This is a genomic window from Acinetobacter schindleri (assembly GCF_010918895.1).
GTDB classification, from domain to species: domain Bacteria; phylum Pseudomonadota; class Gammaproteobacteria; order Pseudomonadales; family Moraxellaceae; genus Acinetobacter; species Acinetobacter schindleri.
Genome location: NZ_CP044483.1, coordinates 2,195,363 through 2,219,723 on the forward strand (window position 1 = coordinate 2,195,363; position 24,361 = coordinate 2,219,723).

Below are 24,361 nucleotides of genomic sequence, written 5' to 3' on the forward strand. Positions count from 1 at the left end.
TCTTCCTATCAAGCCCAGAAAATCTGGATTGCCCAGATTGCGTATGCTAATACAGCGATAATCACTGCTGAAGTCAATACAATGCGTAAACCTGATGCTGATGGACCCATTTGACGAGTAGTCACATAGTCAGTGAAAACCTGCCACATGCCAATCCATGCGTGTGCAACAAGAGAGAATACTGCCAATAAAGACAAAATCTTCATTGGTGTAGTCATCATAAAGCCGTACCACTGTTCAAAGTTGAAGCCACCATTCAGTAGAATCCAACCCAAAACGATAACAGTATACACAGCTAGAATCACTGCACTCACACGTTGAAGAAACCAATCGCGAGAACCTGAACCCGTTAAACCAGTAGCACTTTTCATTAGAGTACGATCCATACAAATGCTGCAACAATACCGATCGCAGACAAGATTAATGAAATAGTAGCTGCAGTACGGCCGCTTTGCAGTTCTTCTGCAACGCCAACATCTGCAAGTAAGTGCTTAATACCAGTAAACGTATGATAGATTAAGCCGGCTACAAATACCCATACAACAAAACGCACGATGAAACCGTTAAAGATTTCTTGCACTTGAGCAAAACCTTCAGGCGAAGACAATGACTTGTCTAAAATCCATAAAAGGACCGGTACGAGTAAGAATACGATCACACCAGAAAGACGGTGTAGAATTGATGCAATAGCCACAGGTGATTTTAAGTTTACTTCTAAAACTTGACCCATGGACAAATTGACAGGTCTGTTGCTTTTCACAGCGGGCATCCTGTAGTTAAAAACTCCATCCGGAGTTTGTTGGAATTAATTCGAAGGAAAGCTGGCATTGATTAGACAAATACATGCCTAAACGTAAAACGACACTGAATTATAAAACGCTCACTATCAAAATACAAACAACTCTCATAAGCTTTTTGGCTAAAAATCCTTTAAATAAGAATCATTAACAATAAGATTAATCTGCAATAATTTTATAATTGCCTTCTAATCAATACTTATATATATGTTTTTAAATAATAAAGCCGATTAATTTAGTCCGATATGGAGATATAATAGAAACATCTGTTCTTTAGACTAAAGGTGAAGATTCAAGCACTTAGCGCTCGATTGAAAATATCACTCAAACTATACAGAACCCTCTATTTTTTAAAGATTTATGATAAGCCAAATAGTGAATACAAAACTATCTTTATAATAGTTGAATGAATACGTCACTTAGGCAGATAAAACGCATTTCAGTACCGATCTATACTATTCAACTTAAAAATGTGAAACAGGTCTCCAAATAAATCAAATTAGCATGATTTAATCGAACAAAAATAAGTCATTTTTTAATCAAACAGACATTTTCAAATATTCTATTAAGTGCTTTTATTTATAAGACCTGACAAAAACTACCAACCCTTGAAAAAGCTGTAAGTAGTGAAATTTATATAGTTTTAGCCACTTTATCATTATAAACCTAATCATTTTAAACATTTTTTTACGATTAAAAGATGATGATTATTGCTGCAAACAATGCATTTTTTTCTGCACCTCCTGCATGTTTTATCTTATTATAGCGCGTTGATGCTGTGATTTTAATAAAGCTTTTTATACAGAGATTATGTGACTAAGCCGCTGTGTAACGTCATTTTTTATCCATAAGTATAATTGACAAAATTTCAGTACTCACTAATCTTATAGCAAATTTTTGATCCATCCGTTTTGTACATTAAAAGATTGATAGACAACTCGGATAAACATTCACCAGGACAGGAGATCTATTGAATGTCTGAAGCAACTGGCAAGAAAGCCGTTTTACAGCTTGATGGCAAAGAAATTGAATTACCAATTTACAGCGGCACATTGGGCCCAGATGTAATCGACGTTAAAGATGTGTTGGCTGCAGGTCACTTTACTTTTGATCCTGGTTTTATGGCAACAGCTGCATGCGAGTCTAAAATCACTTTCATCGATGGTAATAAAGGTGTTCTTTTACACCGTGGCTACCCAATTGACCAGTTAGCAACTAAAGCTGATTACCTAGAAACTTGCTACTTACTTCTTAATGGCGAGCTTCCAACAGCTGAGCAAAAAGAAGAATTCGACGCTAAAGTTCGTAACCACACGATGGTTCACGATCAAGTAAGCCGCTTCTATAACGGTTTCCGTCGTGATGCTCACCCTATGGCAATCATGGTTGGTGTTGTTGGTGCGTTGTCTGCGTTCTATCACAATAATCTGGACATCGAAGATGTTAACCATCGTGAAATCACTGCGATTCGTTTAATCGCTAAGATTCCTACTTTGGCAGCTTGGAGCTACAAATACACTGTTGGTCAACCATTCGTTTACCCACGTAACGATTTGACTTACGCTGAAAACTTCCTGTACATGATGTTTGCTACTCCAGCAGACCGTGACTACAAAGTAGATCCAATCCTTGCGAAAGCAATGGACCGTATCTTCACACTTCACGCTGACCACGAACAAAATGCTTCTACTTCTACAGTACGTTTAGCTGGTTCTACTGGCGCTAACCCATATGCATGTATCGCTGCTGGTATCTCTGCACTTTGGGGTCCTGCTCACGGTGGTGCGAACGAAGCTGTTCTTAAGATGCTGGATGAAATCGGCACTGTAGAAAACGTTGCTGGCTTCATGGAAAAAGTGAAAACTAAAGAAGTTAAACTCATGGGCTTCGGTCACCGTGTGTACAAAAACTTCGATCCACGTGCGAAAGTAATGAAAGAAACTTGTGACGAAGTTCTTGGTGCTCTTGGCATCAACGATCCACAGCTTGCTCTTGCTATGGAACTTGAACGTATCGCGCTTTCTGACGAATACTTCATCAAACGTAACCTTTACCCTAACGTAGACTTCTACTCAGGTATCATCCTTAAAGCGATTGGTATCCCAACAGAAATGTTTACTGTGATCTTTGCGCTTGCACGTACAGTTGGTTGGATCAGCCACTGGTTAGAAATGCACAGCGGTCCTTACAAGATCGGTCGTCCTCGTCAGCTTTATACTGGCGAAACTCAACGCGATATCGCTCGTTAATTCGAATCGCGTCGAAAGACCCAAAAAACCGCCCTTTCGGGCGGTTTTTTATGGGCAATGAAAATATTAAGCACAGCAGCAAATAAAAAGTTGAGATTATTGTCTTAAATAGAATGATAAAGATGCTTACAAATCCAAGCCTATAATCCCGTTATAATCAGGTCATCCTGACTATTCATAAATACTATGCCCTATCGTTTTTTAGTCCTGCTGTTAAGACTGATCGGATTTCCACAATTTAAATGCCGTCAGCTGACTGTGGGCGAAATCCAGATGTGCCGTTCAGTGTTTGGAGACCGGATTGATTACGGCAAGGTGCATGTTATGAACCATCCTTTCCTGCCGTGGCAACCCAAGCATATTCTGATGGCACCTAGTGGATATATTCATGTACGCAATGCACTTTTTAAAGATGATTATTCCAAAGAGACTGCAAGTTATCGTGCAGTGTTTATTCATGAGATGACGCATATTTTCCAACATCAGCATGGCATTAATGTGGTATTGCGTGGCGCGATATTACAAACCGCTTATTTTTTGAGTTTTGGCCGCTATAATCCTTATCAATACTCCTATATTCCCGGCAAGTCTTTCTGGACCTACAATATTGAGCAGCAAGGTGATATTGCACGTGATATTTATCTTCAAAAGCTGCCAAATATCATTCAGGAAACGGATTAGAGAGTAATATATTAAAATTTTTATATATAAATCTTTTCGCCCTGGCCAGGCAGATTCGATACAAAACAATATGTGATCCCTTTATTTTTAATCATCCAGTTGCATTTCAACAATAAATCTATGCAAACAACGCTAGCATCTGCTTCAAATTTCGATAGAATAACTCTTGTATGATATTTTATTTCCAAAAATGAGATTAGGTATCAAGCTTTTATTATTGTGTTTATGTTTCTCGCCATTTGGCATTATGTAAGTACCAGATTGCATTCGGCTAAATAACTATAATTTTAAACAATAGCCGATTAGTGCAAAAAATCTATCAGGATTAGGATTTAGTTGGAATGAAAAGTTTTAAAATTGCCCTTGCTCAATTCTCTCCACATGTTGGCAATATCGATGCAAATACGCAAAAAATGATCGAACAGGCCAATCTGGCTAAAAAAGGCAATGCTGACCTGATTATCTTTCCAGAACTTTCGACTCTGGGCTACCCTGCAGATGACTTGATTCTGCGTCCAAGCTTGACTAAACGTACCCAACAGGCATTTGATCAACTGGCACAAGTCAAAGATATCGTAATGGTCTTTGGCTTTGTCAACCAGACTGAAGATGGTCAGCGTTTTAACTCTGCTGCAGTGATGAAAGACGGTCAGGTATTGGGAATTTATAACAAGCAGACTTTACCAAACTATGCTGTATTTGATGAGAAGCGTTATTTTAATGAAGGTCATCAACACCTGGTATTTGAATACCTCGGTCATAAATTTGGAGTACTGATCTGCGAAGATGTATGGTCTCTGAATGTTGTTCAACAGCTGGCTCAGCTGAATGTTGATACTGTGGTGGTACTGAACTCTTCTCCATATGAAGTCGGTAAGCCACAGCACCGTATTGAAACCATGGCAGCTTTGGTTAAACAGCTCAATATCAACCTGGTATATTGCAACCAGGTCGGCGGTCATGATGATCTTGTTTTTGACGGTACGAGTTTCGTACTGAATAAATCTGGTGAAGTTGCGCTGCAAGCAGCAAGTTTCCAGGAAAATCTATCTATTGCTGAATATGATGCAACTAACCTTGCGTTTAGCAAAACCAGCATTACCCCTACTCTTGACACCATGGCAGAGATCTATCAAAGCCTGGTCATGGCAACACGCGATTATGTACAACGTTCTGGCTTCCCGGGTGTAATTCTAGGTCTGTCTGGTGGCATTGATTCTGCCTTGACACTTGCGATTGCTGTAGATGCCATCGGTGCAGATAAAGTACAAGCGGTAATGATGCCTTACACCTATACGGCTCAGATCAGTGTGGAAGATGCAGCTGAACAGGCGAAAACACTGGGCGTGACTTTTGGTATTGCCGAGATCAACCCGATCGTAAATGGTTTCCTGCAAACCCTGTATCCGTTCTTCGGTGATGCTCCAGTGGATGCAACTGAAGAAAATCTGCAGGCTCGTTCACGTGGCACACTATTGATGGCTTTGTCGAATAAATTTGGCAACCTGGTACTATCGACGGGCAATAAATCAGAAGTAGCTGTGGGTTATTGCACTCTGTACGGTGACATGGTTGGTGGCTTCTCAGTACTGAAAGATGTGTATAAGACTATTGTGTTTGAACTGGCGAAATATCGTAACAGTATTGCAGACAAACCAGTGATTCCTGAGCGTGTGATTACCCGTCCACCTTCGGCAGAATTACGCCCAGATCAGGTTGATCAGGATTCATTACCTCCATATGAAGTATTGGATGCAATCCTTTACTCTTATATCGAAGAAGACATGAGTCAGGATGACATCATTGAGAAAGGCTTTGAGGAAGAAGTGGTAAAACGTGTGATTCGTCTGGTTGACGTGAATGAATATAAACGTCGTCAAGGTGCGATAGGTCCTCGTATCAGCTCACGCGCTTTCAGCCGCGAACGTCGTTACCCAATCGTAAATGGATGGAAAGCGGGTATCTGATTTAGCCCTGTTTATTCAGAAAAACGCCCAAGTCCGCTTAGGCGTTTTTTTATTGGTAGTGATTTAAGATAAATGTATAACTCAAATATATTAATAAGTTGGCGCTGGAAAATTTCAATTAACAAGAATAGTGCAACAATTTTATAGGCTTAAATATATTTATTTGACACAAAAAAAGAGACCAAGCTGAGAGCTTGGTCTATAAAAATGGTGGCTATGACGAGACTTGAACTTGTGACCCCCGCATTATGAGTGCGGTGCTCTAACCAACTGAGCTACATAGCCGTAAACTGTGTGCGCATTATCGTAACTTCCGCATTCCCCGTCAAGCATTTTAACTCACAAATGTTCAGTCTTTAGGCAAATGCGTGTATTTGCATCAAACTTTAACCAAAATCAGTTTTTATTATTTATTTCACGTATTAATATGAATTTTAAAGCCGTTTTAAGTTACTCAGATATGATTAAAACTAAAATTCTCTTGACCATTTCTACGGCATTCAGCCTGAGTGCTTGCCAATTGATTTCACCACTGATGGTGGATTATAACGGTGTACGCCGTGATGTTGCACATTGGATTAATAATCATCAACTTATGAGCATGCAACAAAAACGAAGTTTGGTTCAACTGAGTAAAGCACAGCAAAAACTGAAGCATTTTGCTGAATATGATGCAACTGAACAAATGAAAGTTACTCAAGAAAACCAAATCGCCCTGCATTGTGCACGCATACACATTACAGAATCCAAAATCTCCCAACTCCAACAACAAATTTATGGATCAGCCAATGCCTCTATTCAACTACAGTATCAACGGCTCGCACCAAAACTTAAAATAGACACGACACAAATTCAATGTGAATAATGCAGATGATCTATTAGGTGCGACCTTAGTCTGACAGCTTGAAGCATTTAAAATTCAAATAAATTTATATTTTATTATTTTTAATATAAAACAATAATTTATAAAAAATATTTTTACTAAAATCTTATTTAACCATATGGATTTACTTGGTTTTATTTTAACCTAATTAGCGTTATTATTTAAAAAACACCATGCCCGACGGATCATAAGCATTGTTTAAAATTTTTATAATACCCATAAATACATGTGGAGAATGATCATGGCTTTTCAACATATTTTAGTTCCAATTGATGGTTCAGAAACGGCTTATGCTGCAGTAGATCAGGCAGTACAACTGGCGAAAACTTTTAACGGTAAAATCACTGTAGTTCAGGTGATGACCTTAGACCCTTATATTGCGGCTGAATACATTACCGCAGCACAAACCAATGATTTAATTGAACGTGCACGTACTGCAATCCAGCAAAACCTAGATGAAGCGAAAAAACGTTTTGAAACAGCTGGTGTACAGGTCGATACCCAGTTGCTTGAAGGTCAGGTGGTAAATACCGAGATTGCCAAAGCAGCAAAAACTTTAGGTGCAGACCTGATTGTGATTGGCTCACATGGCCGTACCGGGTTCAAGAAATTCTTCCTCGGAAGTGTAGCTCAAAGCATTCTAGGACAGTCCGATGTTCCAGTGCTTGTGGTTCGTGGTCAGGCATAAATTATTATTTTATCCTCTTCAAAATACCTCATGTACACATGGGGTATTTTTATTGGATGCTGCCATCCCATTGGTAGAGTTTCAGATTAATTTTACCCTTAATAACTGCAACTCCTTCTTCCAGTAATTTACCTGCCTGAATATTCATCCCCTGCTCATCCAGTTTTTGCACACTGATTTTGCCTTGCGAACTAACGACGCGATGCCAAGGTAAATCAGATGCTTCATCCATCTCTCTCAGTACTCGTCCAACCAGACGTGCATGTCGTGGCAATCCTGCAAGCTGGGCCAGCTGACCATAGCTGGCAACTTTCCCTCGAGGGATTAATGCAATCACACCAAGAATCATTCGAGCAAGTTCATCACTGGGTTTGGCTGGCATTTTCAATATATCCATTTAAGCTGCTTTGATCATAATATTTGGATTCAAACTCACCAAGTTAATATCTAGGAAATAAAAAAGAGAATCCAAAAATTCTCTTTTTTAAATCAAAAGTATTTTAGAAGTTATCCGGACTTTCCAGACGTTTCACTTCATGCACTTTTTCAGGATTATGCACTGCTGCTACGCCATCTTCATCTTTTTCATCAATCAGGCTTTCAGGCTTATACACCGTAATAATTTCATTGCCATTTGCATCTTCACCGATAATGTATTGGAAACCTTTACGGTTCATTTTATGGCACATCCGCTGATACCAGCCTTTCCAGCCTTCTTTCTCTTCATTCGGATTATAATAAAAGGCATTCATCACAGCTGGTAAACCCAGACCACAGACCACACCGGATAACAGCACCACAATAAAGGTATAACCGACCAGAATACTGCTGTACTCTTTTAGTTGCGGAACATTGGCAACAGCCAGAATCAAAGCTAAAGAAATCCCGCCACGGACACCACCCCAAGAGAGAATCGCAAGACTGCCGTTATAACGTTTTTTACGCAAATGTGGAAACATGGAAAAAGACAGGAAGTTTGCTGCGAAACGTACCCCATGCAGAATAATAAAAGCCACGATCCCGCCTAGAATCAGGCTAGTGCTTAAATCCAGAATAAACAGTTCAAGACCAATCAGGGTAAACAGGAAAGAATTAATAATTCCTTCAACCGTATGCCAGAAATGGTTCACATCACCAATATCGGCATCTGCCAGAATTTCTTTCCATTTATTACCAACGATCAGGCCCCCAATCACACAGGCAATTGGTGCAGAAGCATGCGCTAGCAAGGCCACTAGATAAGAACCACAAGCCAGTAATGCCGTGGTTAGAATCAGGGATTCCATTTCATGTTTGCCGCGAAGAATGCGTAGGATTGCCCAACCAAATACCACGCCAATGAATACAGCCACCACAATTTCGTAGAGCAGTGTTTGCAGGACGCCCAATAAGGTAAAGTTCTCACCCTGTAATACATTCAAAAGCGTCATAAACAAGGCAATACACATCGCATCGTTAAACAGTGACTCACCTTCCAGTTTTACCATTAAGTGATGCGGTGCACGAACTGAACTGAGAACCCCTTTAATTCCGATCGGGTCCGTTGCACCTAATGCTGCGCCCAGTAATAGTAATACCAACAGATCAACATGCTTACCGATCAGGAACTGGTAACCATACAGGACTAGGCCAAACAAGACTGCACAGATCACCAGCGCCAGACTGGCTAGAATTCCGATCGGACGCCAGTGATTGCGCAAATCGGAAACCTTAAATTTGAGCGCAGATGAGGTCAAAATAAAACAGATGACGCCGTTAATCAGAAAATCATAAAAATCGATATGCCGGACTGCATTTTCAATATTGGCAATATTGATACTGAAAAAAGGATTGCCCTGCAGCAGGCTCGCGCCCCATTGCAGGATAAATACAAAAATTGCAGAAACAATCGGAACACCAATCGCTTGAGGAAAACCTAGCACTCTTTTATTAAATAATGTCGTGGCAATAGATAATGCAAAAACAACGGTCAAAAGTTGCAAGAAAAAGAAATTGCCCATGGGTTCCCTTAAAGCGCGCCTCATTCCTGAAAATGAGTGATTTGGCTTATTTAAAAATAAAATATCAAATGAAAAAGCATTTCTGGATGAAATAATTTTAATCCTGTTTATTTTGCTATTTAGTTAAGTTTCTTTTCAATAGTTCCAAATGGTGGTTTATCATACAATTCTATCTTAGTACTTTGCTGTATTCTTTTACCAGTTCTTCTGAATCCTTCTCCCATGCATCAAACCGTTAAACTTGTTTTCCGTCTTTTTCTTGCTACTGTGATTTTTTTAGTCACGCTTGCATTGTGTTTTACCTGTTTTGCCAAAATTCAGGAGATCATGCAGGCCGAGCAGTATTATCAACAAGGCAAGTCATTTAACTTAACCAGCTCACCAGATCAGCAGTATGTTTTGCTGTCCAATAACCAGAAACCAGATCATGCCATTTTTGTTCTGATTGCAGGGAATGGTTATATTTCCAAAAGTAGTTGTACCCATTATACGGCGTTGTGTAGCGATGACTTTAATCAGTCTCATACCCGTCAGATTGATCAGGTAAAACTGTTTAAGGCAGGTGAGTTTTCTTATATTCAACAGGTTAAATATAAAGATAGCCGCACTGGTCAGGTTTCAGAATTTTCCTATTCTGCTAATGAGATCCAGCAATTTTATCAGCAGGACATTGCTGGGCTGAAATATGTAGTCTTTGGTATTAGCTTATTTGCTTTAGCTGCTTTATTTGTCAGCTTCAAGCTGATCAGGAATTTTCAGCGATTTCTGAATAAATAAGTTTTTCTATGCTCAAGAAAAAGGAGCAACTGCTCCTTTTCGATTTCATCTGACACTTTAAATAGATTTAAATACCTTTAGGATATTAAATACCTTTATTAAAAGTATCGCAGTCTGCCATCTGACCAGATTTCAGGCCGGTATTAAACCATTGTACGCGTTGCGCACTGGTCCCATGAGTAAAGCTATCTGGCACCACATGTCCTTGGGATTTTTTCTGTAAATAGTCATCACCAATTTTATGCGCTGCATCCATGGCTTCCTGTACATCACCCTGTTCCAGGAATTGGGTACGCTCATGATTATGATAAGCCCATACTCCCGCCAGACAATCGGCTTGCAGCTCCTGATAGACTGATAGCTGATTCGCTTGCACCTTTGTGGCTTGCTGGCGTGCCTGCTGCACCTGAGAAGAAATACCCAGGATGGTCTGAATGTGATGTCCAACCTCATGTGCCACGACATACGCTTGAGCAAAGTCACCAGCCTGATCATTACGCGATAGCTCAGTTGAATTCTGCTCACCACTAATACCCATCTGGCTACGCATATCCCTAAAGAAGGTCGTGTCGATATACACTTTCTGATCTGCCGGACAATAAAACGGTCCCATGGCGGATTGCGCCGCACCACAACCAGAATTCACCACACCGCTGAAGAGTACCAGTTTAGGGGGAGTATACTGCTGATTCAGCTGCTGCTGGAACACCTGTGACCAGGTATCTTCTGTATCGGCAAGTACAGTTCCGACAAAGTCAATTGCTTCTTGCTGCTCTGGCGTTGGATTTTCCAGACCACGCGTTTCAGCACTGGAAACGCCTTGTGTCACCTGCTTGGTGGCTTGATAAGCTTGTTGCGGATCTACACCAAAAAATTTCCAGGCAACAAAAGCCACAATCAGCCCCAGAATACTGATACCACCCGCTTTGGCACCCCCACCACGGCGGTCTTCAACATTGCTACTAACTCGACGACCTTTCCAGCGCATAATAAGATTCCTTATAGTTTATTTTTGACTTACTTCTAGCCAACCAAAATTATGCCTGCTTTGATTTTGATCTGATCTTTTGAATGAAGCCAATAACAATGAATACCAAGAGCCCTGCGATAAAACCAATGACTAAATTAATGAGTGTTGGTGTAACTGCACCTATAATACTGCCCATTGTAGGAATGTGCTCTACATACTCGACTGAATCTTCAGTGAAATGATGAAACCATGGAATGGCGTGAGCAATAATCCCGCCACCGACCAGGAACATGGCAATTGTTCCTACAATAGTTAAAGTTTTCATCAGTTTGGGTGCAAAAGCTAACAAGCCTCGTCCCACACTTTGCTTGAAACTCGATGCCTGCTTGCTCAAGTGCAAACCTACATCATCAATTTTCACAATCATGGCCACAAAGCCATACACTCCGATGGTCATGGCCACAGCAATCGTCGAAAGCACCATCACTTTGGTGGAAAAAGCAGCCGCTGCAACAGTACCCAAGGAAATCACGACAATTTCAGCTGACAAAATAAAGTCAGTACGAATGGCACCTTTAATTTTATCTTTTTCAAATTTAACCAGATCCGTTTCGATTGCGTTTAATTCTGCTTGCGCAGCTTCTTCAGTTTTGGCTTTTCTATGTTTGAGACTATGCAGTACTTTTTCTACGCCTTCATAACACAGGAACAAGCCGCCAATCATCAATAAAGGATTAATTAACCATGGTGCAACCACACTGATCAGCAAGGCCAAAGGAACAAGAATGAGTTTATTGACAAAAGAACCTTTGGCAACGCTCCATACCACCGGAAGTTCACGTTCGGCACGTACACCGCTTACCTGTTGAGCATTGAGCGCCAGATCATCTCCCAAAACCCCGGCCGTTTTTTTTGCCGCCATTTTACTCATGACTGCAACATCATCTAGAACTGTGGCTATATCATCCAATAATATTAATAAGCTACTCGCCATTCTTGTTATTCCTTATAAATGTAAAAATATTCTAATCAAAAAGCAGCAGAAAGATTGTATTTACTTCTTTAATTTCAGAGATTTTTTATTACTATGATTCATTGTGACTGACATTCAAAAACAGAATGCCGTACAATGTTGCGATCCTAAAAATTTGAATGTAGTACGACTACTGGTTTGGAATAAATAATGAGTAATCAAGATAATCGTCCAGTGATCTTGACTGGCGACCGTCCTACCGGACAACTTCACCTCGGTCACTTTGTTGGTTCATTACGCTCTCGCGTGGGTTTACAGGATTCTCACCATCAGCATCTTCTGCTGGCAGATGCACAGGCCTTGACAGACAATGCAGATAACTTCGAAAAAGTACGTCGTAACATCATTGAAGTTGCAACAGATTATCTTGCGGTAGGCATTGATCCGACCAAAACCACAATCTGCGTTCAGTCTTGCCTTCCTGCCCTCAATGAATTGACCATGCTTTACCTCAACTTCGTGACTGTTTCACGTCTTGAGCGTAACCCAACGATTAAGTCTGAAATTCAGATGCGTGGTTTTGAGCGTGATATTCCGGCAGGCTTCTTGTGCTATCCAGTGGCGCAGGCCGCGGACATTACTGCATTCAAAGCGACTGTGGTTCCAGTGGGTGAAGACCAGATCCCAATGATTGAACAGACTAACGAAATCGTGCGTCGTCTGAACCGTCAGGTAGGTCGTGAGCTACTTCCAGAATGTAAAGCCCTGCTATCTAACGTTGGCCGTTTACCAGGCTTTGATGGTAAGGCGAAAATGTCTAAATCTTTAGGCAATACCATTGTGCTAGATGCATCAGACAAAGATATCAAGAAAGCCGTTAACGCAATGTATACGGATCCGAACCACCTGCGTATTGAAGATCCAGGTCAGGTTGAAGGCAACGTGGTATTTACTTACCTAGATGCGTTCGATACCAACAAAGAAGAGCTGGAAGAACTAAAAGCCCATTACCGCCGTGGTGGTTTGGGTGATGGTACAGTGAAAAAACGTCTTGAAGGTATTCTAAAAGAATTAATTGGACCAATTCGTGAACGTCGTATGGAACTTTCTAAAGATCCTGACTACATTATGGATGTACTCAAGACTGGTACAGACAAATGCCGTGATATTACTCAAGCGACTTTGGATGAAGTTAAAACTGCCCTTGGCGTGTTCCACTTCTAATGCTTGGATAAATTTTGAAAAGCCCTTCACATGAAGGGCTTTTTTATTGAATTCCTACACATTTGATTCATATTTTCTTTTTCCTGTCACACAAAGGTAGAAAAACTTACTTTAGTTAACAGCTCTTTACACGTTTACCAATGTAAAAATAACAAGCCAGTTTTAATATGAAAACATATTCAGGAAATAGCAAGAAACATTCTCCACAGTTTCATTTGCAACAAGTTTTTCCTTTTTCTACGCAATGACAACCCCAATCATTGCGTTTTTTTTGTCTGAAACTTTTATAAAAACTATTTTAGCTCACGCTGCTCTTTTACAATGTCTAGCTTATGTAGCGAAAAAACTAATAAAAAAACCCGCAACATGTGCGAGTTTTTTATTAGTTTTTTTACTTAAGCGTGTTTATGACGCATGTGCGGGAACAGGATCACGTCACGGATACTTGGCGCATTGGCAAAGATCATCACCAGACGGTCAATACCGATACCTTCACCCGCTGTTGGAGGTAAGCCATATTCTAATGCTTCAATAAAGTCTGCATCGAAGTGCATTGCTTCATCATCCCCTGCATCTTTCTCGACAACCTGCGCCTGGAAACGCTCAGCCTGGTCAATCGGATCATTCAACTCCGAGAAACCATTTGCCAGCTCACGACCACCAATAAAGAATTCGAAACGGTCAGTGATGTGTGGATTATCATCATTACGACGAGCCAGTGGAGAAGTTTCTGCTGGATATTCAGTAATGAATGTTGGCTGACGCAGTTTGGTTTCTACCGTTTCTTCAAATACGATAGTTTGCAGTTTGCCCAAACCAAAACCTGGTTTCACCTGTTCTTTCAGCTCTTCCTGAACGTATTTTGCCAGAAAGTCACGGTCGCCTACATTTTCAGGCGTGAACTGTGGGTTGTGCTCAAGAATTGCATTAAACATTGAGATTTTCTTGAATGGACCTTTGAAACTAAATACTTCTTCGCCATAAGGCACGTCAGTTGTACCCAAGATATCTAATGCCAGTTTCTCCAGCATTTGTTCAGTCAGTTCCATCAGGTCTTTATAGTCTGCATAAGCCTGATAGAACTCGATCATGGTGAATTCCGGGTTATGACGAGTTGAAACACCTTCATTACGGAAGTTACGGTTAATTTCGAACACTCGCTCAAAACCACCGACAACCAGACGTTTCAAATAAAGCTCAGGTGCAATACGCAAAAACAGTGGCATGTCTAACGCATTGTGATGCGTTTCAAATGGACGCGCAGAAGCACCACCTGGAATCACGTGCATCATTGGGGTTTCTACTTCCATGTAACGTTTTTCAGTTAGGAAGTTACGGATACCAGCGACAACTTTAGCGCGGATTTCAAAAGTCTTACGTGTTTCTTCGTTCACGATCAGATCCAGATAACGCTTACGATACTTCACTTCTGTATCTGTCAAGCCGTGGAATTTGTCTGGAAGTGGACGAAGTGATTTTGTTAATAATTCGAATTGTTCGATGTGTACATACAGATCGCCTTTACCCGAACGACCAATATAACCTTCAACGGCAATGATATCACCAAGATCTAGACCTTTAATTGTAGCAAGTACTTCAGCATCTAATTCTTTACGAGGAACATAAAGCTGAATACGGCCAGTCATGTCCTGAATCACGATGAATGAACCACGATTCAACATCACACGACCCGCAACTTTTACATACACCTTTTCGCCTGCTTCAATTTCTTCTTTTGATTGGTCAGCGAACTGGTCTTGAAGATCTTGCGCGTAGTGCTCACGCTTGAAAGTATTTGGCCATGGGCTCTTGCCGGTTTCCTTGGCTTGATCTTCGATTTGCTTTAACTTGGCATGACGCTGTGCAATTAAATCGTTTTCGGAAATGATTTGTTCAGAAGTCGATTGAGCGTTAGTTTGCGTCATCTCTGCCTCGAATAAGATTAGTTAAAAAATAGAAGGTGCATACAATAGCAGATTTTGCAGTTAAATCGTAGCGTCCAGCAGCATCTCAATTGGCTTTTCTTTTCAAATATCTGGGGAAGGCTCAAATTCCTCTTTTGGGCAGGGCCTTTCACCCTAACCAAGCCGAGGAATATACAGTTTTAATTGACCAATTAATCAAAAAATAACGTTTTAATATCAAATTCTTTACAGAACCTTTCAGTCTTTTTGACTAAGGTCGGCTTGGACTAAAGTCTTTAGACCAAATGCTAACTTCATTCCCTGTATAGAAGTTCTACAATGCTCCCTGACGCAAATCATTGCCGGACCATAAAACGAATTGATACGAACCACCATAATGAGCCAATGCACCTCTAAAATCCTGTTTTTTCATGGACTTGATTCTTCACGAGAATCTACGAAATTCCATGCCATCGATGCCGATCATAAATATTGCATTGATGTGGATTACCGCAACCTCAATTATGCGACTGTGGCAGAGTTTTATAACGAGATGATTGAAAAAATTCATCCAGATATTCTGGTTGGGCATAGTCTGGGGGGTTACTGGGCACTGAAAATGTCACAGCAACACCAGATTCCTTGTGTAATTGCCAATCCAAGCCTAGCCCCCTATTTCCGCGATGATTATCCTGCAATTTGTGATAATGACCTACAGCATGACATTCCTCAGCTTGCCTATATTGAGTTAGGCGATGAAATACTGGATATGCATGCAGTACAGTCCCAACTAGAAGATTATATGCAGGTAGAAGCGGTTCCCGGTGGACATCATCGCCTTGAAACACCGGAACGGATCAATCCCCTGATCCTGCAAATTCAACAGAATCTGCAAAAAAGTTAAGTATTACATTTGAAGAAGCCATAAAAAAAGCCCTGCATATTGCAGGGCTTTTTATTCATCTGTTGCGCTTAAGCGGCATTAGCTTCAGGCTTCGATTTGTCATCCAATACAGACCAGATATTCAGCCCAAGATCACTATGTAAATCAGGTAGATCAAGAAAAATGCTCGCGCCGAGTACTTTATGATTACATTTTTCAGCCAGTTCATTGACAGCTTTCAATGTACCGCCAGTAGCCAATACGTCATCTACAATAATCACTTTTTGTGATTGAACCTCAGCAGACATTTCCAGACGGTCCAGACCGTATTCCAGGCTATAACCCACACCAACCACTGGAGGTGGTAATTTACCTGCCTTGCGAACCAACAACAGGCCCTTGCCGGTACGTTGTGCCAACAAGCTTGCCAATACAAAGCCACGTGCTTCAACAGCAATAAAGCTATCTACTTCTGCCAGTTTTTCAGCAGGAATGCTTGCAATCAAAGCATCAGTTAATGGACCGATGTTATTCATGAAAAGCGGTGTTAAGTCAAAGAAACTAATACCCGGCTTTGGAAAATCCTGGACAGTACGAATGTGAGACCACAATGAAGTAGACATATTGCTCATGGGAGATCGTTAGATAAGAAAAAGGAACCGGCAAATTTTAAACTGAATTACGACTAAAGGATAGGGAAAACCGAGTATTATTGCAGCAACACCCCTATTGACATGCAATTATTTACTTATATTTCATTAATTTATAAGAGCACTTTTTTCATAAAAACTTTAATGATTGTTTTAAATCTATGAATCATTACCCGACGGTAAAATATTTTTTATTTCTCTCAGTGTGAGAAACAATAAGCTTTTATTTATTTGCATAAATAAAATTATATTCCGGCATTTCTAAGAGAATAAAAAGCTTGAGTAAAGGACTTTTACTGACCCGGATCACTATTCTGCTTTTAATTTTGCTGTTTAAACTGTTATCTACTTTACTTTCTGAACAGAACTGCGTAAAAATTTAGCCAAATATGTCCGCTATTAAATGCCATATTATTAGAGTCTTGCCTGTTTAGGATTTTTGAGCCAGCTTCCATATTCGCTGGTTTTGGAGAGTTACATGAAAAAATATCAATGCATCGTTTGTGGATGGATTTACGACGAAGCGGAAGGTTGGCCTCAGGACGGTATCGCCCCTGGTACTAAATGGGAAGATATTCCAGATGACTGGACCTGCCCAGACTGTGGCGTTTCTAAAGTCGATTTTGAAATGATCGAAATCTGATTTCGCCCAAACAAAGGCCATATTGAGTGGTCTTTTTTTATGCCTTTCTACTATCTATAAAAAAGCATGGAGTTAAATATGCATCCTATCGTCATCATTGGTTCAGGTATGGCAGGCTATGCTGTCGCACGCGAATTCCGCAAGCTGAATCCAGACCATGAACTCGTCATGATTTGTGCCGATGATGCAACCAATTACGCCAAACCGACACTTTCCAATGCTTTAGTGGGCAAAAAAGCACCCGAAAATATTGCCTTGGGCGATGCTGCCAAAATGGCAGCTCAGTTAAATATGCGTATTGAAACGCATACCTGGGTTAAAGCCATTGATGCTACTGCACATGAACTGACTGTTGTAAAAGATCAGTCTGAGCAAAAACAGGCATATTCAAAACTGGTTCTTGCCGTGGGTGCACAGCCAATTCGTCTGGCAATTGCTGGTGATGGCAGTGACGATATTCACGTGGTCAACAACCTGACTGATTATAAAGCTTTCCGTACCAGCCTGGAAAAACGTGAAGATAAGCGGGTAGTGATTTTGGGTGCCGGTTTGATTGGCTGTGAATTTGCCAATGACCTTCAGCACACGGACCATCAAGTGACTGTAATTGACTTGGCACCTCAGCCTCTAGCCCGTTTATTGCCTTCACATGTTGCAGATGTTTTCCAGCAAAACCTGGAAGAAACTGGTATTAACTTTGTATTAGGCACGACTGTAGAGAAAGTCTCTAAAGTTGAAAATGGTGACTACCTGGTGACATTAGCCAATGGTCAGTCAGTCGTTGCAGATGTGGTTCTGTCTGCAGTGGGCTTACAACCAAATGCCTCGGTAGCCAAAGAGTCTGGTGTACAAATCGGTCGTGGTATCTTGACCAATAGCCAGCTCGAAACGAATTTAGCTGATATTTTCGCTGTCGGTGACTGTGCTGAAGTGAATGGTACTTTATTGCCTTATGTGATGCCGATCATGCAGCAGGCGCGTGCGCTGGCTAAAACCTTGAATGGTGAAACGACAGCAGTGCATTATCCAGCAATGCCTGTTGCGGTAAAAACACCTGCTGCTCCCCTGACTGTACTGCCTGCACCCGCCAATATTGATGTAACCTGGGACACTGAAGAGTTTGAGGATGGCATGATTGCCAAAGCCACAGATACTGAAGGAACCCTGCGCGGCTTTGTACTATTAGGCGCTACCGCAGCGAAACAGCGTCTTATATTGACTAAGCAGGTTCCTGACTTGATTCCTGTATCAGTTTAAGGTTTAAATACAAAGGACATTCTTTGTACAGAATGTCCTTTTATAGGGAACTTAACATGAATAGTCATGTGCAATCGAGTCTATTACCATCACCATATACTGCTTTCATGCATGAAACCAAGGTTGACCTTGGCAATGGTATTGAATTGCATGTAGAGGTAGGTGGTCAGGAGAATCACCCGACCTTGTTGCTGATTATGGGCCTGGGTGCACAGATGCTGTATTGGCCGGACTTTTTCTGTAAATCTTTTATCGACCAAGGTTTCCGGGTCATCCGTTTTGATAACCGCGATATTGGCCTATCCTCTAAAGTCCATCATAAAGGTCCACGATTAAATACCATTAAACTGATGAGTCGCTTCATGCTAGGCCTGGGTAACCAGGGAGCACCTTATACCCTGTATGACATGGCAGATGACGTCAGTCTGCTGATTGATAAAATGGAACTGGACGAGGTGTATGTGCTCGGTGCTTCGATGGGTGGTATGATTGCCCAGATTCTGGCAGCACGTTATCCTGAAAAGGTTAAAAAGCTGGCCCTGTTATTTACCAGTAACAATCAGCGTCTGTTACCTCCACCATTTCCAAAACAGCTCTTTAGTCTGATTGGCAAACCCGCTTCGCAGGATGAAAATGGTATAATTGACCATAGTTTAAAACTGTTTAACATCATTGGCTCGCCTGGTTATATCAATCAGCTTGAGGCAATGCAGACCGCCCGTAAATTATATAATCGAAGTTATTACCCAGCGGGTGTACTTCAACAGTTTTTAGCAATATTATGTACGGGCTCGTTGCTGCAACTGGATAAGCAAATCCGACAAGAGACGCTTGTAGTTCATGGTTCTCAAGATCGCTTGCTACCACCCAGCCATGGTAAGGCTGTTGCGAAAGCAATATCTGGTGCTAAATTTGAATTAATTGATGGAATGGGGCATGATATCCCACCGCATTTTATTCCATATCTTAGCGAATTATTTGCTGATCATTTTAAATCATAAAATTAGGACACTATGGCTGCATTACCATCCCTAAGACAGCTGTCATATCTCGTAACACTGTCTGAGACGCTGCATTTTACAGAAGCTGCTCGCCGTTCATTTGTGACCCAGTCCACCCTATCGGGCGGGATCATGGAGTTGGAGCGTTTACTCGGTGGCGTTCTTGTTGAACGTGATCGCCAGAATGTACGCTTGACTCCACTCGGAGAGCAAGTGGTTGCACGCGCTCGTGTTCTACTGGCTGATGCTCAGGACTTAATGCGTTTAAGTCGTGAGATGAGTGAACCTTTAACAGGTGATCTGCATTTAGGTGTGATTCCGACCATTGCGCCGTTCATTCTGTCGCAACTTCTTGATGAAGTGCATAAACAGTTGCCGAAAATTCAGCTGCATCTGCACGAAGCACAAAGTGAAAAAATTGTTGAAAAGCTGGAACATGGCAACCTGGATATGGTTGTACTGGCCCTGCCTTTTGATACACGCAGCCTGAAAGTTGCTGAAATTGTGAAAGAAGATCTGTATGTGGTTCATCACAAGTCAGATCAGAATGCAGCTCAGGCAACTTCCTTAGAAGATCTGGATCTTTCTCGTTTGATGTTACTTGAAGAAGGCCACTGTCTACGTGATCATGCTTTAAGTGCTTGTCCAATTGGTGAGCGTAAGAATGATCATCGCCTGAAAGCAAGCTCATTGCCAACGCTGATCGAGATGGTGTCTTCCAATCTTGGTTTTACCCTGTTGCCTGAAATTGCACTTCATACCAACATGATTAAAGCCAATCCTGAACTTCAGGTGAAAAAGATTGCTGCTGCACCAAGCCGCACCTTGGCTTTGGTGACACGCAAGAGTACACCGCTACAAAGCGAATTTGATGTACTGCTACCCATTCTGCAAAAGATCGCGCAGCAATAATGATACTGCTGACGTAAAAAAGGAGCCCACACTGGCTCCTTTTTTTGTTTTTAGAGACAGCATATTTATATAAAAAGAGACTGAAAATTCAGTCTCTTTTTAAAAGATTATGTCTTATTTAAAGGTTTCCAGTAACACGCGCTGTGCATTATGCGGCTGTTCACCTTGCGCAGGTTGTGCACGGATCCAAGTACCGTCACTTTGCAGCAACCAGGATTGCTGGTTATCTTTGAGATAGTTTAATAAGCCTTGCTGATAGATGCGTTTCTTCAATGTTTCATCTTCAATCGGGAAACAGGCTTCAACACGATTAAACAGGTTACGGTCCATCCAGTCTGCGCTTGAGCAATAAATGCGGGAATTGCCATTATTGCTAAAGTAATACACGCGAGTATGTTCCAGGAAACGTCCGACGATGGAACGAACGCGGATATTTTCCGACAAGCCCGGTAAACCAGGACGCAAACAGCAGATCGAACGGATAATCAGGTCAATCTGCACGCCTGCTTGCGATGCTTCATACAATTTATTAATGAGCTGTAGTTCTGTCAGTGCATTCACTTTGACAATGATCTGAGCCTTTTTGCCTTCTTTGGCATTGGCAATTTCATTGTCGATGTAATTCACCAGCTGGGTATGTAGTGTAAATGGAGCATGTAACAGCTTTTTCAGCTTGGCCATTTTTCCCATACCGGTGAGTTCCTGGAAGATACGGTGTACATCTTCACACAGTTCTTTGTCTGTGGTTAACAGTCCATAATCGGTATAGATGCGCGCATTACCCGCGTGATAGTTCCCGGTACCCAAGTGTACATAGCGCACCAGCTTGTTATTTTCACGGCGTACCACCAGAATCATCTTGGCATGAGTCTTATAGCCAACAATACCATAGACAACTACAGCCCCTGCTTCTTGGAGGACATTGGCTACGGCGATATTGGACTCTTCATCAAAACGCGCACGCAATTCGATGACAGCAGTCACTTCCTTGCCATTTCTTGCTGCTTCAGCCAGTACCTGAACAATTTCAGAATCCGCTCCACTACGGTATAAGGTCTGCTTGATCGCCAGGACTTGTGGATCACGCGCAGCCTCACGCAGTAATGAAATTACGGGCGAGAATGATTCAAAGGGATGATGTAGCAGGATGTCCTGCTTTTGCATCGCGCTAAAGATATTTTCTGATTTCTTTAGTACTTTCGGTACGATCGGTGTATGTGAATCATAACGTAAATGTGGACGTTTAAAATTCGATAACAGACGTGCCAGATTGACCGGTCCAGCAACTTTGTACAGATGCTCTTCTTCTAAATCAAATTCATCCAGCAGGTATTCATAAATATGTTTTGGACAGTTTTCTGTAACTTCCAGACGTACTGCACGCCCAAAACGACGCGAGTTCAATTCACCTTTTAAGGCAATCGCCAGATCTTCGACATCTTCGTTTAAAGCCAGATCAGCATTACGGGTTACACGGAACTGATAGCAACCTGTTGCAGTCATACCCGGGAACAGGTCAGAAACATGTTCATGTATAATTGCGGAAAGCATCACATGATGTTCCTTGCCACCTGTTAATTCATCCGGTAAACGCACCACACGTGGTAGTGAACGTGGTGCAGGAACAACAGCCAGATCGATCTGACGGCCAAAAGCATCCTTCCCTTCCAGCGTCACAATAAAGTTTAGCGACTTGTTCACCAAACGCGGGAATGGATGGGCTGGATCCAGGCTGATCGGGGTTAAGACTGGTGCCACCTGTTCCTGAAAATATTTTTTTATCCATTGTGACTGTGCTGGTGTCAGTTCACCGCGGCGCAGGAAACAGATATCTTCTTCACGCAGTTTAGGCAGAATTTCTTCATTCAGAATGCGGTACTGGCGTTCAATGGCAGCATGCGCAGTTTTGGAAATTTGATCCAGCACCTGCTTCGGCGTTAGGCCATCCGGACTACGACTTTCATTGCCCAGATCCAGCTGTTCCATCACCCCAGCCACACGAATTTCAAAGAACTCATCCAGATTACGCGAGAAAATCAGCAGAAAGTTCATGCGTTCAAGCAGTGGATGTAAAGGATCGACAGCCTGTTCCAAGACACGCAAATGGAAATCCAGAATAGACAATTCCCGGTTAATGTACCGGTCATTATAGGTATATTCAGTTTGTACCGAAGGGCTGTTGGCTGCCGTATTCATATCGAACCTTTAATCGTTTTAAAGCCTGAGTCAATAGTATCAGTATGCTTCAAATTTATGACAATTTCATAAAAAAAGCCCGAATTCTCGGGCTTTATGGCAATTTTTTTATAACGATTTTTTACTGTCAGGGTAATTCTGCATAGCGCATATAACGTTGAATCATGCGTTTACGTGCTTTTAAGGCAGAAGCATTGCGATTTTCTTCAAAATATTTTGGATTGGTCAAAATTGCCGCCAGGAAAATTGCCTCTTCTCTGGTCAGACTTTCTGAAGTTTTACCAAAATAATGTTTGGCTGCCGCTTCCACCCCGTAAATATGATGACCAAACTCAATCGAGTTTAAATACACTTCAAGAATACGCTCTTTCGACCACATGCGTTCCATCATCCAGGTGGCAACCGCTTCCTGACCTTTACGCAGGAAAGAACGTTTGTTGAACAGGAACAGATTTTTTGCCAGCTGCTGGGAAATGGTAGATCCCCCCGCAACAACTTTACCCTGTTCTTTATTACGGCTTAAAGCTGTTTGAATCCCATCCCAGTCAAAACCATGATGATGCACAAATTTTCCATCTTCCGCAGTCACCACTGCTTTTTTCAGATTGGTACTGATCTCATCATAAGGACGCCATTGATGTTGAATAGGCTTGGAGGGTTCAGTCCAATAATCAATCCGCATCATCATCGTGGTATTGACCGGATTAAAACGCCACCAGGCCAGACTGGCAAAGATCCAGAGTTGAATACATAAAACCACACTGAACAGCAGCAAGAATATTCGGATTAGAAAAGCTTTCATGTCAGTGGGTTACTCCTGAAGATGTTATTTTTTCGTGTTAAGCTTATTTGAAATATCTCATACAGCGCAAGAATAGCATGTCTGAATACGCACCTCCTTCCATTCACCGTAAACTGGACGTCCACACCTGGTGGTTTACTGCGGTATTGATTGCAGTGAATGTCGGATTGTTTGCCTGGCAGATTTTTACTGGCACAGATGCCAGCCATCCAAGTACGCAAGATGCCATCCGCTGGGGTGCTGATTATGCACCTTTGACTTATCTGGCGGAACCCATTCGTGTGTTCAGCAGCATGTTTTTTCATTTTGGCCTGATTCACTTAATGTTAAACATGTGGGCGCTGTATATTTTTGGCAGCGTGGCAGAACAGCTATTTGGGCGCTGGTATTTTGTTGGCCTCTATCTTTGTGCTGGGCTGATGGGCAGTCTGTTCAGCGGTTATATGAATATTCAGGATAGTTATACCTTAATTAAAGGTGGGGTCGCCAATCCGGGACTTTTACCAAGCGTAAGTGCTGGTGCATCGGGTGCTGTCATGGGCCTGGGCGGTGCACTGACAATCTTGTCGATTCTGCCAGTCCTTCCACGTCAGCGCTTTATTTTAGATAAAAAAACCCTGCTGATGGTGATGGGGATCAACCTGTTCATGGGCTTTATGATTGCTGGAATTAACAATGCTGCACATATGGGTGGCATGATTATGGGCGCTGTGCTGGCTACACTCTGGTATGCCGGGCAAAAGCTGCAACGCGCAGGTTTTATTCAATTCATCGCACTCATAGCTGCTTTAGCAGCCTGCTATGGGCTTTATCAATATAACTTGATCCTGATTGATCCTATTAAGCCACTCTGGCAAGAAATTCTGGAGATGATGCGTCAGCAGTTAAAACTGTAACTGACGCA

The 24,361-nt window shown here is 41.7% G+C and carries 23 protein-coding genes and 1 tRNA gene; 13 read left to right on the forward strand and 11 right to left on the reverse strand.

The genetic code is table 11. The annotated features are described in order from the left end of the window. Window positions 1-8: 8 nt before the first annotated feature. Both sdhD and sdhC read right to left on the reverse strand, forming a co-directional pair. Window positions 9-371, reverse strand: coding sequence for a succinate dehydrogenase, hydrophobic membrane anchor protein (sdhD, locus tag FSC11_RS10580; RefSeq protein ID WP_163166787.1), 363 nt, complete (start codon window positions 369-371; stop codon window positions 9-11). Then, a complete protein-coding gene (sdhC, locus tag FSC11_RS10585; RefSeq protein ID WP_008301879.1) occupies window positions 371-769 on the reverse strand; it encodes a succinate dehydrogenase, cytochrome b556 subunit in 399 nt (132 codons plus the stop codon). The genes sdhD and sdhC overlap by 1 nt, the downstream gene beginning before the upstream one ends. Before the next feature lie 1,002 nt (window positions 770-1,771). Between sdhC and gltA the strand changes: the two genes are divergently transcribed. From gltA to FSC11_RS10600, 3 genes are all read left to right on the forward strand, one after another. Further along, the gene (gene gltA, locus FSC11_RS10590) at window positions 1,772-3,046 is read left to right on the forward strand and encodes a citrate synthase (RefSeq protein WP_008301877.1); all 1,275 of its coding nucleotides are present in this window, start codon (window positions 1,772-1,774) and stop codon (window positions 3,044-3,046) included. A 186-nt stretch (window positions 3,047-3,232) separates the two neighbouring features. After that, a complete protein-coding gene (locus FSC11_RS10595) occupies window positions 3,233-3,727 on the forward strand; it encodes a hypothetical protein (RefSeq protein ID WP_171521717.1) in 495 nt (164 codons plus the stop codon). A gap of 341 nt (window positions 3,728-4,068) precedes the next feature. After that, window positions 4,069-5,694 (forward strand): NAD+ synthase, encoded by a 1,626-nt coding sequence (locus FSC11_RS10600; RefSeq protein ID WP_048882296.1) that lies wholly within the window; start codon window positions 4,069-4,071, stop codon window positions 5,692-5,694. A 208-nt stretch (window positions 5,695-5,902) separates the two neighbouring features. Here FSC11_RS10600 and FSC11_RS10605 read toward each other — a convergent pair. After that, window positions 5,903-5,979: transfer RNA gene (locus FSC11_RS10605), tRNA-Met, on the reverse strand. 175 nt (window positions 5,980-6,154) lie between these two features. Here FSC11_RS10605 and FSC11_RS10610 point away from each other — a divergent pair. Together FSC11_RS10610 and FSC11_RS10615 are read left to right on the forward strand one after the other, a co-directional pair. Then, on the forward strand, window positions 6,155-6,559 hold the full coding sequence (locus FSC11_RS10610; protein ID WP_420867673.1) for a hypothetical protein: 405 nt from the start codon (window positions 6,155-6,157) through the stop codon (window positions 6,557-6,559). 259 nt (window positions 6,560-6,818) lie between these two features. Beyond that, a complete protein-coding gene (locus tag FSC11_RS10615; protein WP_004810852.1) occupies window positions 6,819-7,265 on the forward strand; it encodes a universal stress protein in 447 nt (148 codons plus the stop codon). 49 nt (window positions 7,266-7,314) lie between these two features. On the opposite strand, the gene FSC11_RS10620 is transcribed toward FSC11_RS10615, so the two are convergent. Both FSC11_RS10620 and FSC11_RS10625 read right to left on the reverse strand, forming a co-directional pair. Then, complete coding sequence (locus FSC11_RS10620) at window positions 7,315-7,647, reverse strand: MGMT family protein (protein ID WP_163167778.1); 333 nt, start codon at window positions 7,645-7,647, stop codon at window positions 7,315-7,317. 118 nt (window positions 7,648-7,765) lie between these two features. Continuing rightward, a complete protein-coding gene (locus tag FSC11_RS10625; RefSeq protein ID WP_004810855.1) occupies window positions 7,766-9,265 on the reverse strand; it encodes a cation:proton antiporter in 1,500 nt (499 codons plus the stop codon). Between the two features lie 222 nt (window positions 9,266-9,487). On the opposite strand from FSC11_RS10625, the gene FSC11_RS10630 reads away from it, so the two are divergent. Then, entirely contained in the window at window positions 9,488-10,042 is a 555-nt protein-coding gene (locus FSC11_RS10630) for a hypothetical protein (protein WP_163166791.1), read from the forward strand. 85 nt (window positions 10,043-10,127) lie between these two features. Here FSC11_RS10630 and ypfJ read toward each other — a convergent pair whose 3' ends face one another. Beyond that, complete coding sequence (gene ypfJ, locus FSC11_RS10635) at window positions 10,128-11,030, reverse strand: KPN_02809 family neutral zinc metallopeptidase (RefSeq protein WP_163166793.1); 903 nt, start codon at window positions 11,028-11,030, stop codon at window positions 10,128-10,130. Window positions 11,031-11,079: 49 nt separating this feature from the next. Further along, entirely contained in the window at window positions 11,080-12,006 is a 927-nt protein-coding gene (locus FSC11_RS10640; RefSeq protein ID WP_004893479.1) for a DUF808 domain-containing protein, read from the reverse strand. Between the two features lie 189 nt (window positions 12,007-12,195). Between FSC11_RS10640 and trpS the strand changes: the two genes are divergently transcribed. After that, window positions 12,196-13,209 carry a tryptophan--tRNA ligase gene (gene trpS, locus FSC11_RS10645; RefSeq protein WP_071319960.1) on the forward strand — a complete coding sequence of 338 codons (1,014 nt, stop codon included), beginning with the start codon at window positions 12,196-12,198 and terminating at the stop codon, window positions 13,207-13,209. 395 nt (window positions 13,210-13,604) lie between these two features. Here trpS and lysS read toward each other — a convergent pair whose 3' ends face one another. Next, window positions 13,605-15,134: a lysine--tRNA ligase gene (gene lysS, locus FSC11_RS10650; RefSeq protein ID WP_163166795.1), complete on the reverse strand. Its 1,530-nt coding sequence runs from the start codon at window positions 15,132-15,134 to the stop codon at window positions 13,605-13,607. A gap of 376 nt (window positions 15,135-15,510) precedes the next feature. On the opposite strand from lysS, the gene FSC11_RS10655 reads away from it, so the two are divergent. Continuing rightward, on the forward strand, window positions 15,511-16,017 hold the full coding sequence (locus tag FSC11_RS10655; protein WP_004810867.1) for a YqiA/YcfP family alpha/beta fold hydrolase: 507 nt from the start codon (window positions 15,511-15,513) through the stop codon (window positions 16,015-16,017). Between the two features lie 68 nt (window positions 16,018-16,085). Here the strand turns inward: FSC11_RS10655 and FSC11_RS10660 are convergent, their stop codons facing one another. Further along, complete coding sequence (locus FSC11_RS10660; RefSeq protein WP_004810869.1) at window positions 16,086-16,628, reverse strand: adenine phosphoribosyltransferase; 543 nt, start codon at window positions 16,626-16,628, stop codon at window positions 16,086-16,088. Between the two features lie 496 nt (window positions 16,629-17,124). Between FSC11_RS10660 and rubA the strand changes: the two genes are divergently transcribed. From rubA to oxyR, 4 genes are all read left to right on the forward strand, one after another. Further along, window positions 17,125-17,289 (forward strand): rubredoxin RubA, encoded by a 165-nt coding sequence (gene rubA / locus FSC11_RS10665; protein ID WP_163166797.1) that lies wholly within the window; start codon window positions 17,125-17,127, stop codon window positions 17,287-17,289. Between the two features lie 78 nt (window positions 17,290-17,367). Beyond that, window positions 17,368-18,546, forward strand: coding sequence for an NAD(P)/FAD-dependent oxidoreductase (locus tag FSC11_RS10670; protein ID WP_004810871.1), 1,179 nt, complete (start codon window positions 17,368-17,370; stop codon window positions 18,544-18,546). 56 nt (window positions 18,547-18,602) lie between these two features. Continuing rightward, on the forward strand, window positions 18,603-19,547 hold the full coding sequence (gene estB / locus FSC11_RS10675; protein WP_004810873.1) for an esterase EstB: 945 nt from the start codon (window positions 18,603-18,605) through the stop codon (window positions 19,545-19,547). Window positions 19,548-19,559: 12 nt separating this feature from the next. After that, window positions 19,560-20,459: a LysR family transcriptional regulator OxyR gene (gene oxyR / locus FSC11_RS10680; RefSeq protein ID WP_004893466.1), complete on the forward strand. Its 900-nt coding sequence runs from the start codon at window positions 19,560-19,562 to the stop codon at window positions 20,457-20,459. Between the two features lie 114 nt (window positions 20,460-20,573). Here oxyR and ppk1 read toward each other — a convergent pair whose 3' ends face one another. Both ppk1 and mtgA read right to left on the reverse strand, forming a co-directional pair. Continuing rightward, window positions 20,574-22,655, reverse strand: coding sequence for a polyphosphate kinase 1 (ppk1, locus tag FSC11_RS10685; protein WP_005221220.1), 2,082 nt, complete (start codon window positions 22,653-22,655; stop codon window positions 20,574-20,576). 127 nt (window positions 22,656-22,782) lie between these two features. After that, complete coding sequence (mtgA, locus tag FSC11_RS10690) at window positions 22,783-23,457, reverse strand: monofunctional biosynthetic peptidoglycan transglycosylase (protein ID WP_004810883.1); 675 nt, start codon at window positions 23,455-23,457, stop codon at window positions 22,783-22,785. 77 nt (window positions 23,458-23,534) lie between these two features. Between mtgA and FSC11_RS10695 the strand changes: the two genes are divergently transcribed. Beyond that, the gene (locus FSC11_RS10695; protein ID WP_163166799.1) at window positions 23,535-24,353 is read left to right on the forward strand and encodes a rhomboid family intramembrane serine protease; all 819 of its coding nucleotides are present in this window, start codon (window positions 23,535-23,537) and stop codon (window positions 24,351-24,353) included. Window positions 24,354-24,361 lie beyond the last annotated feature (8 nt).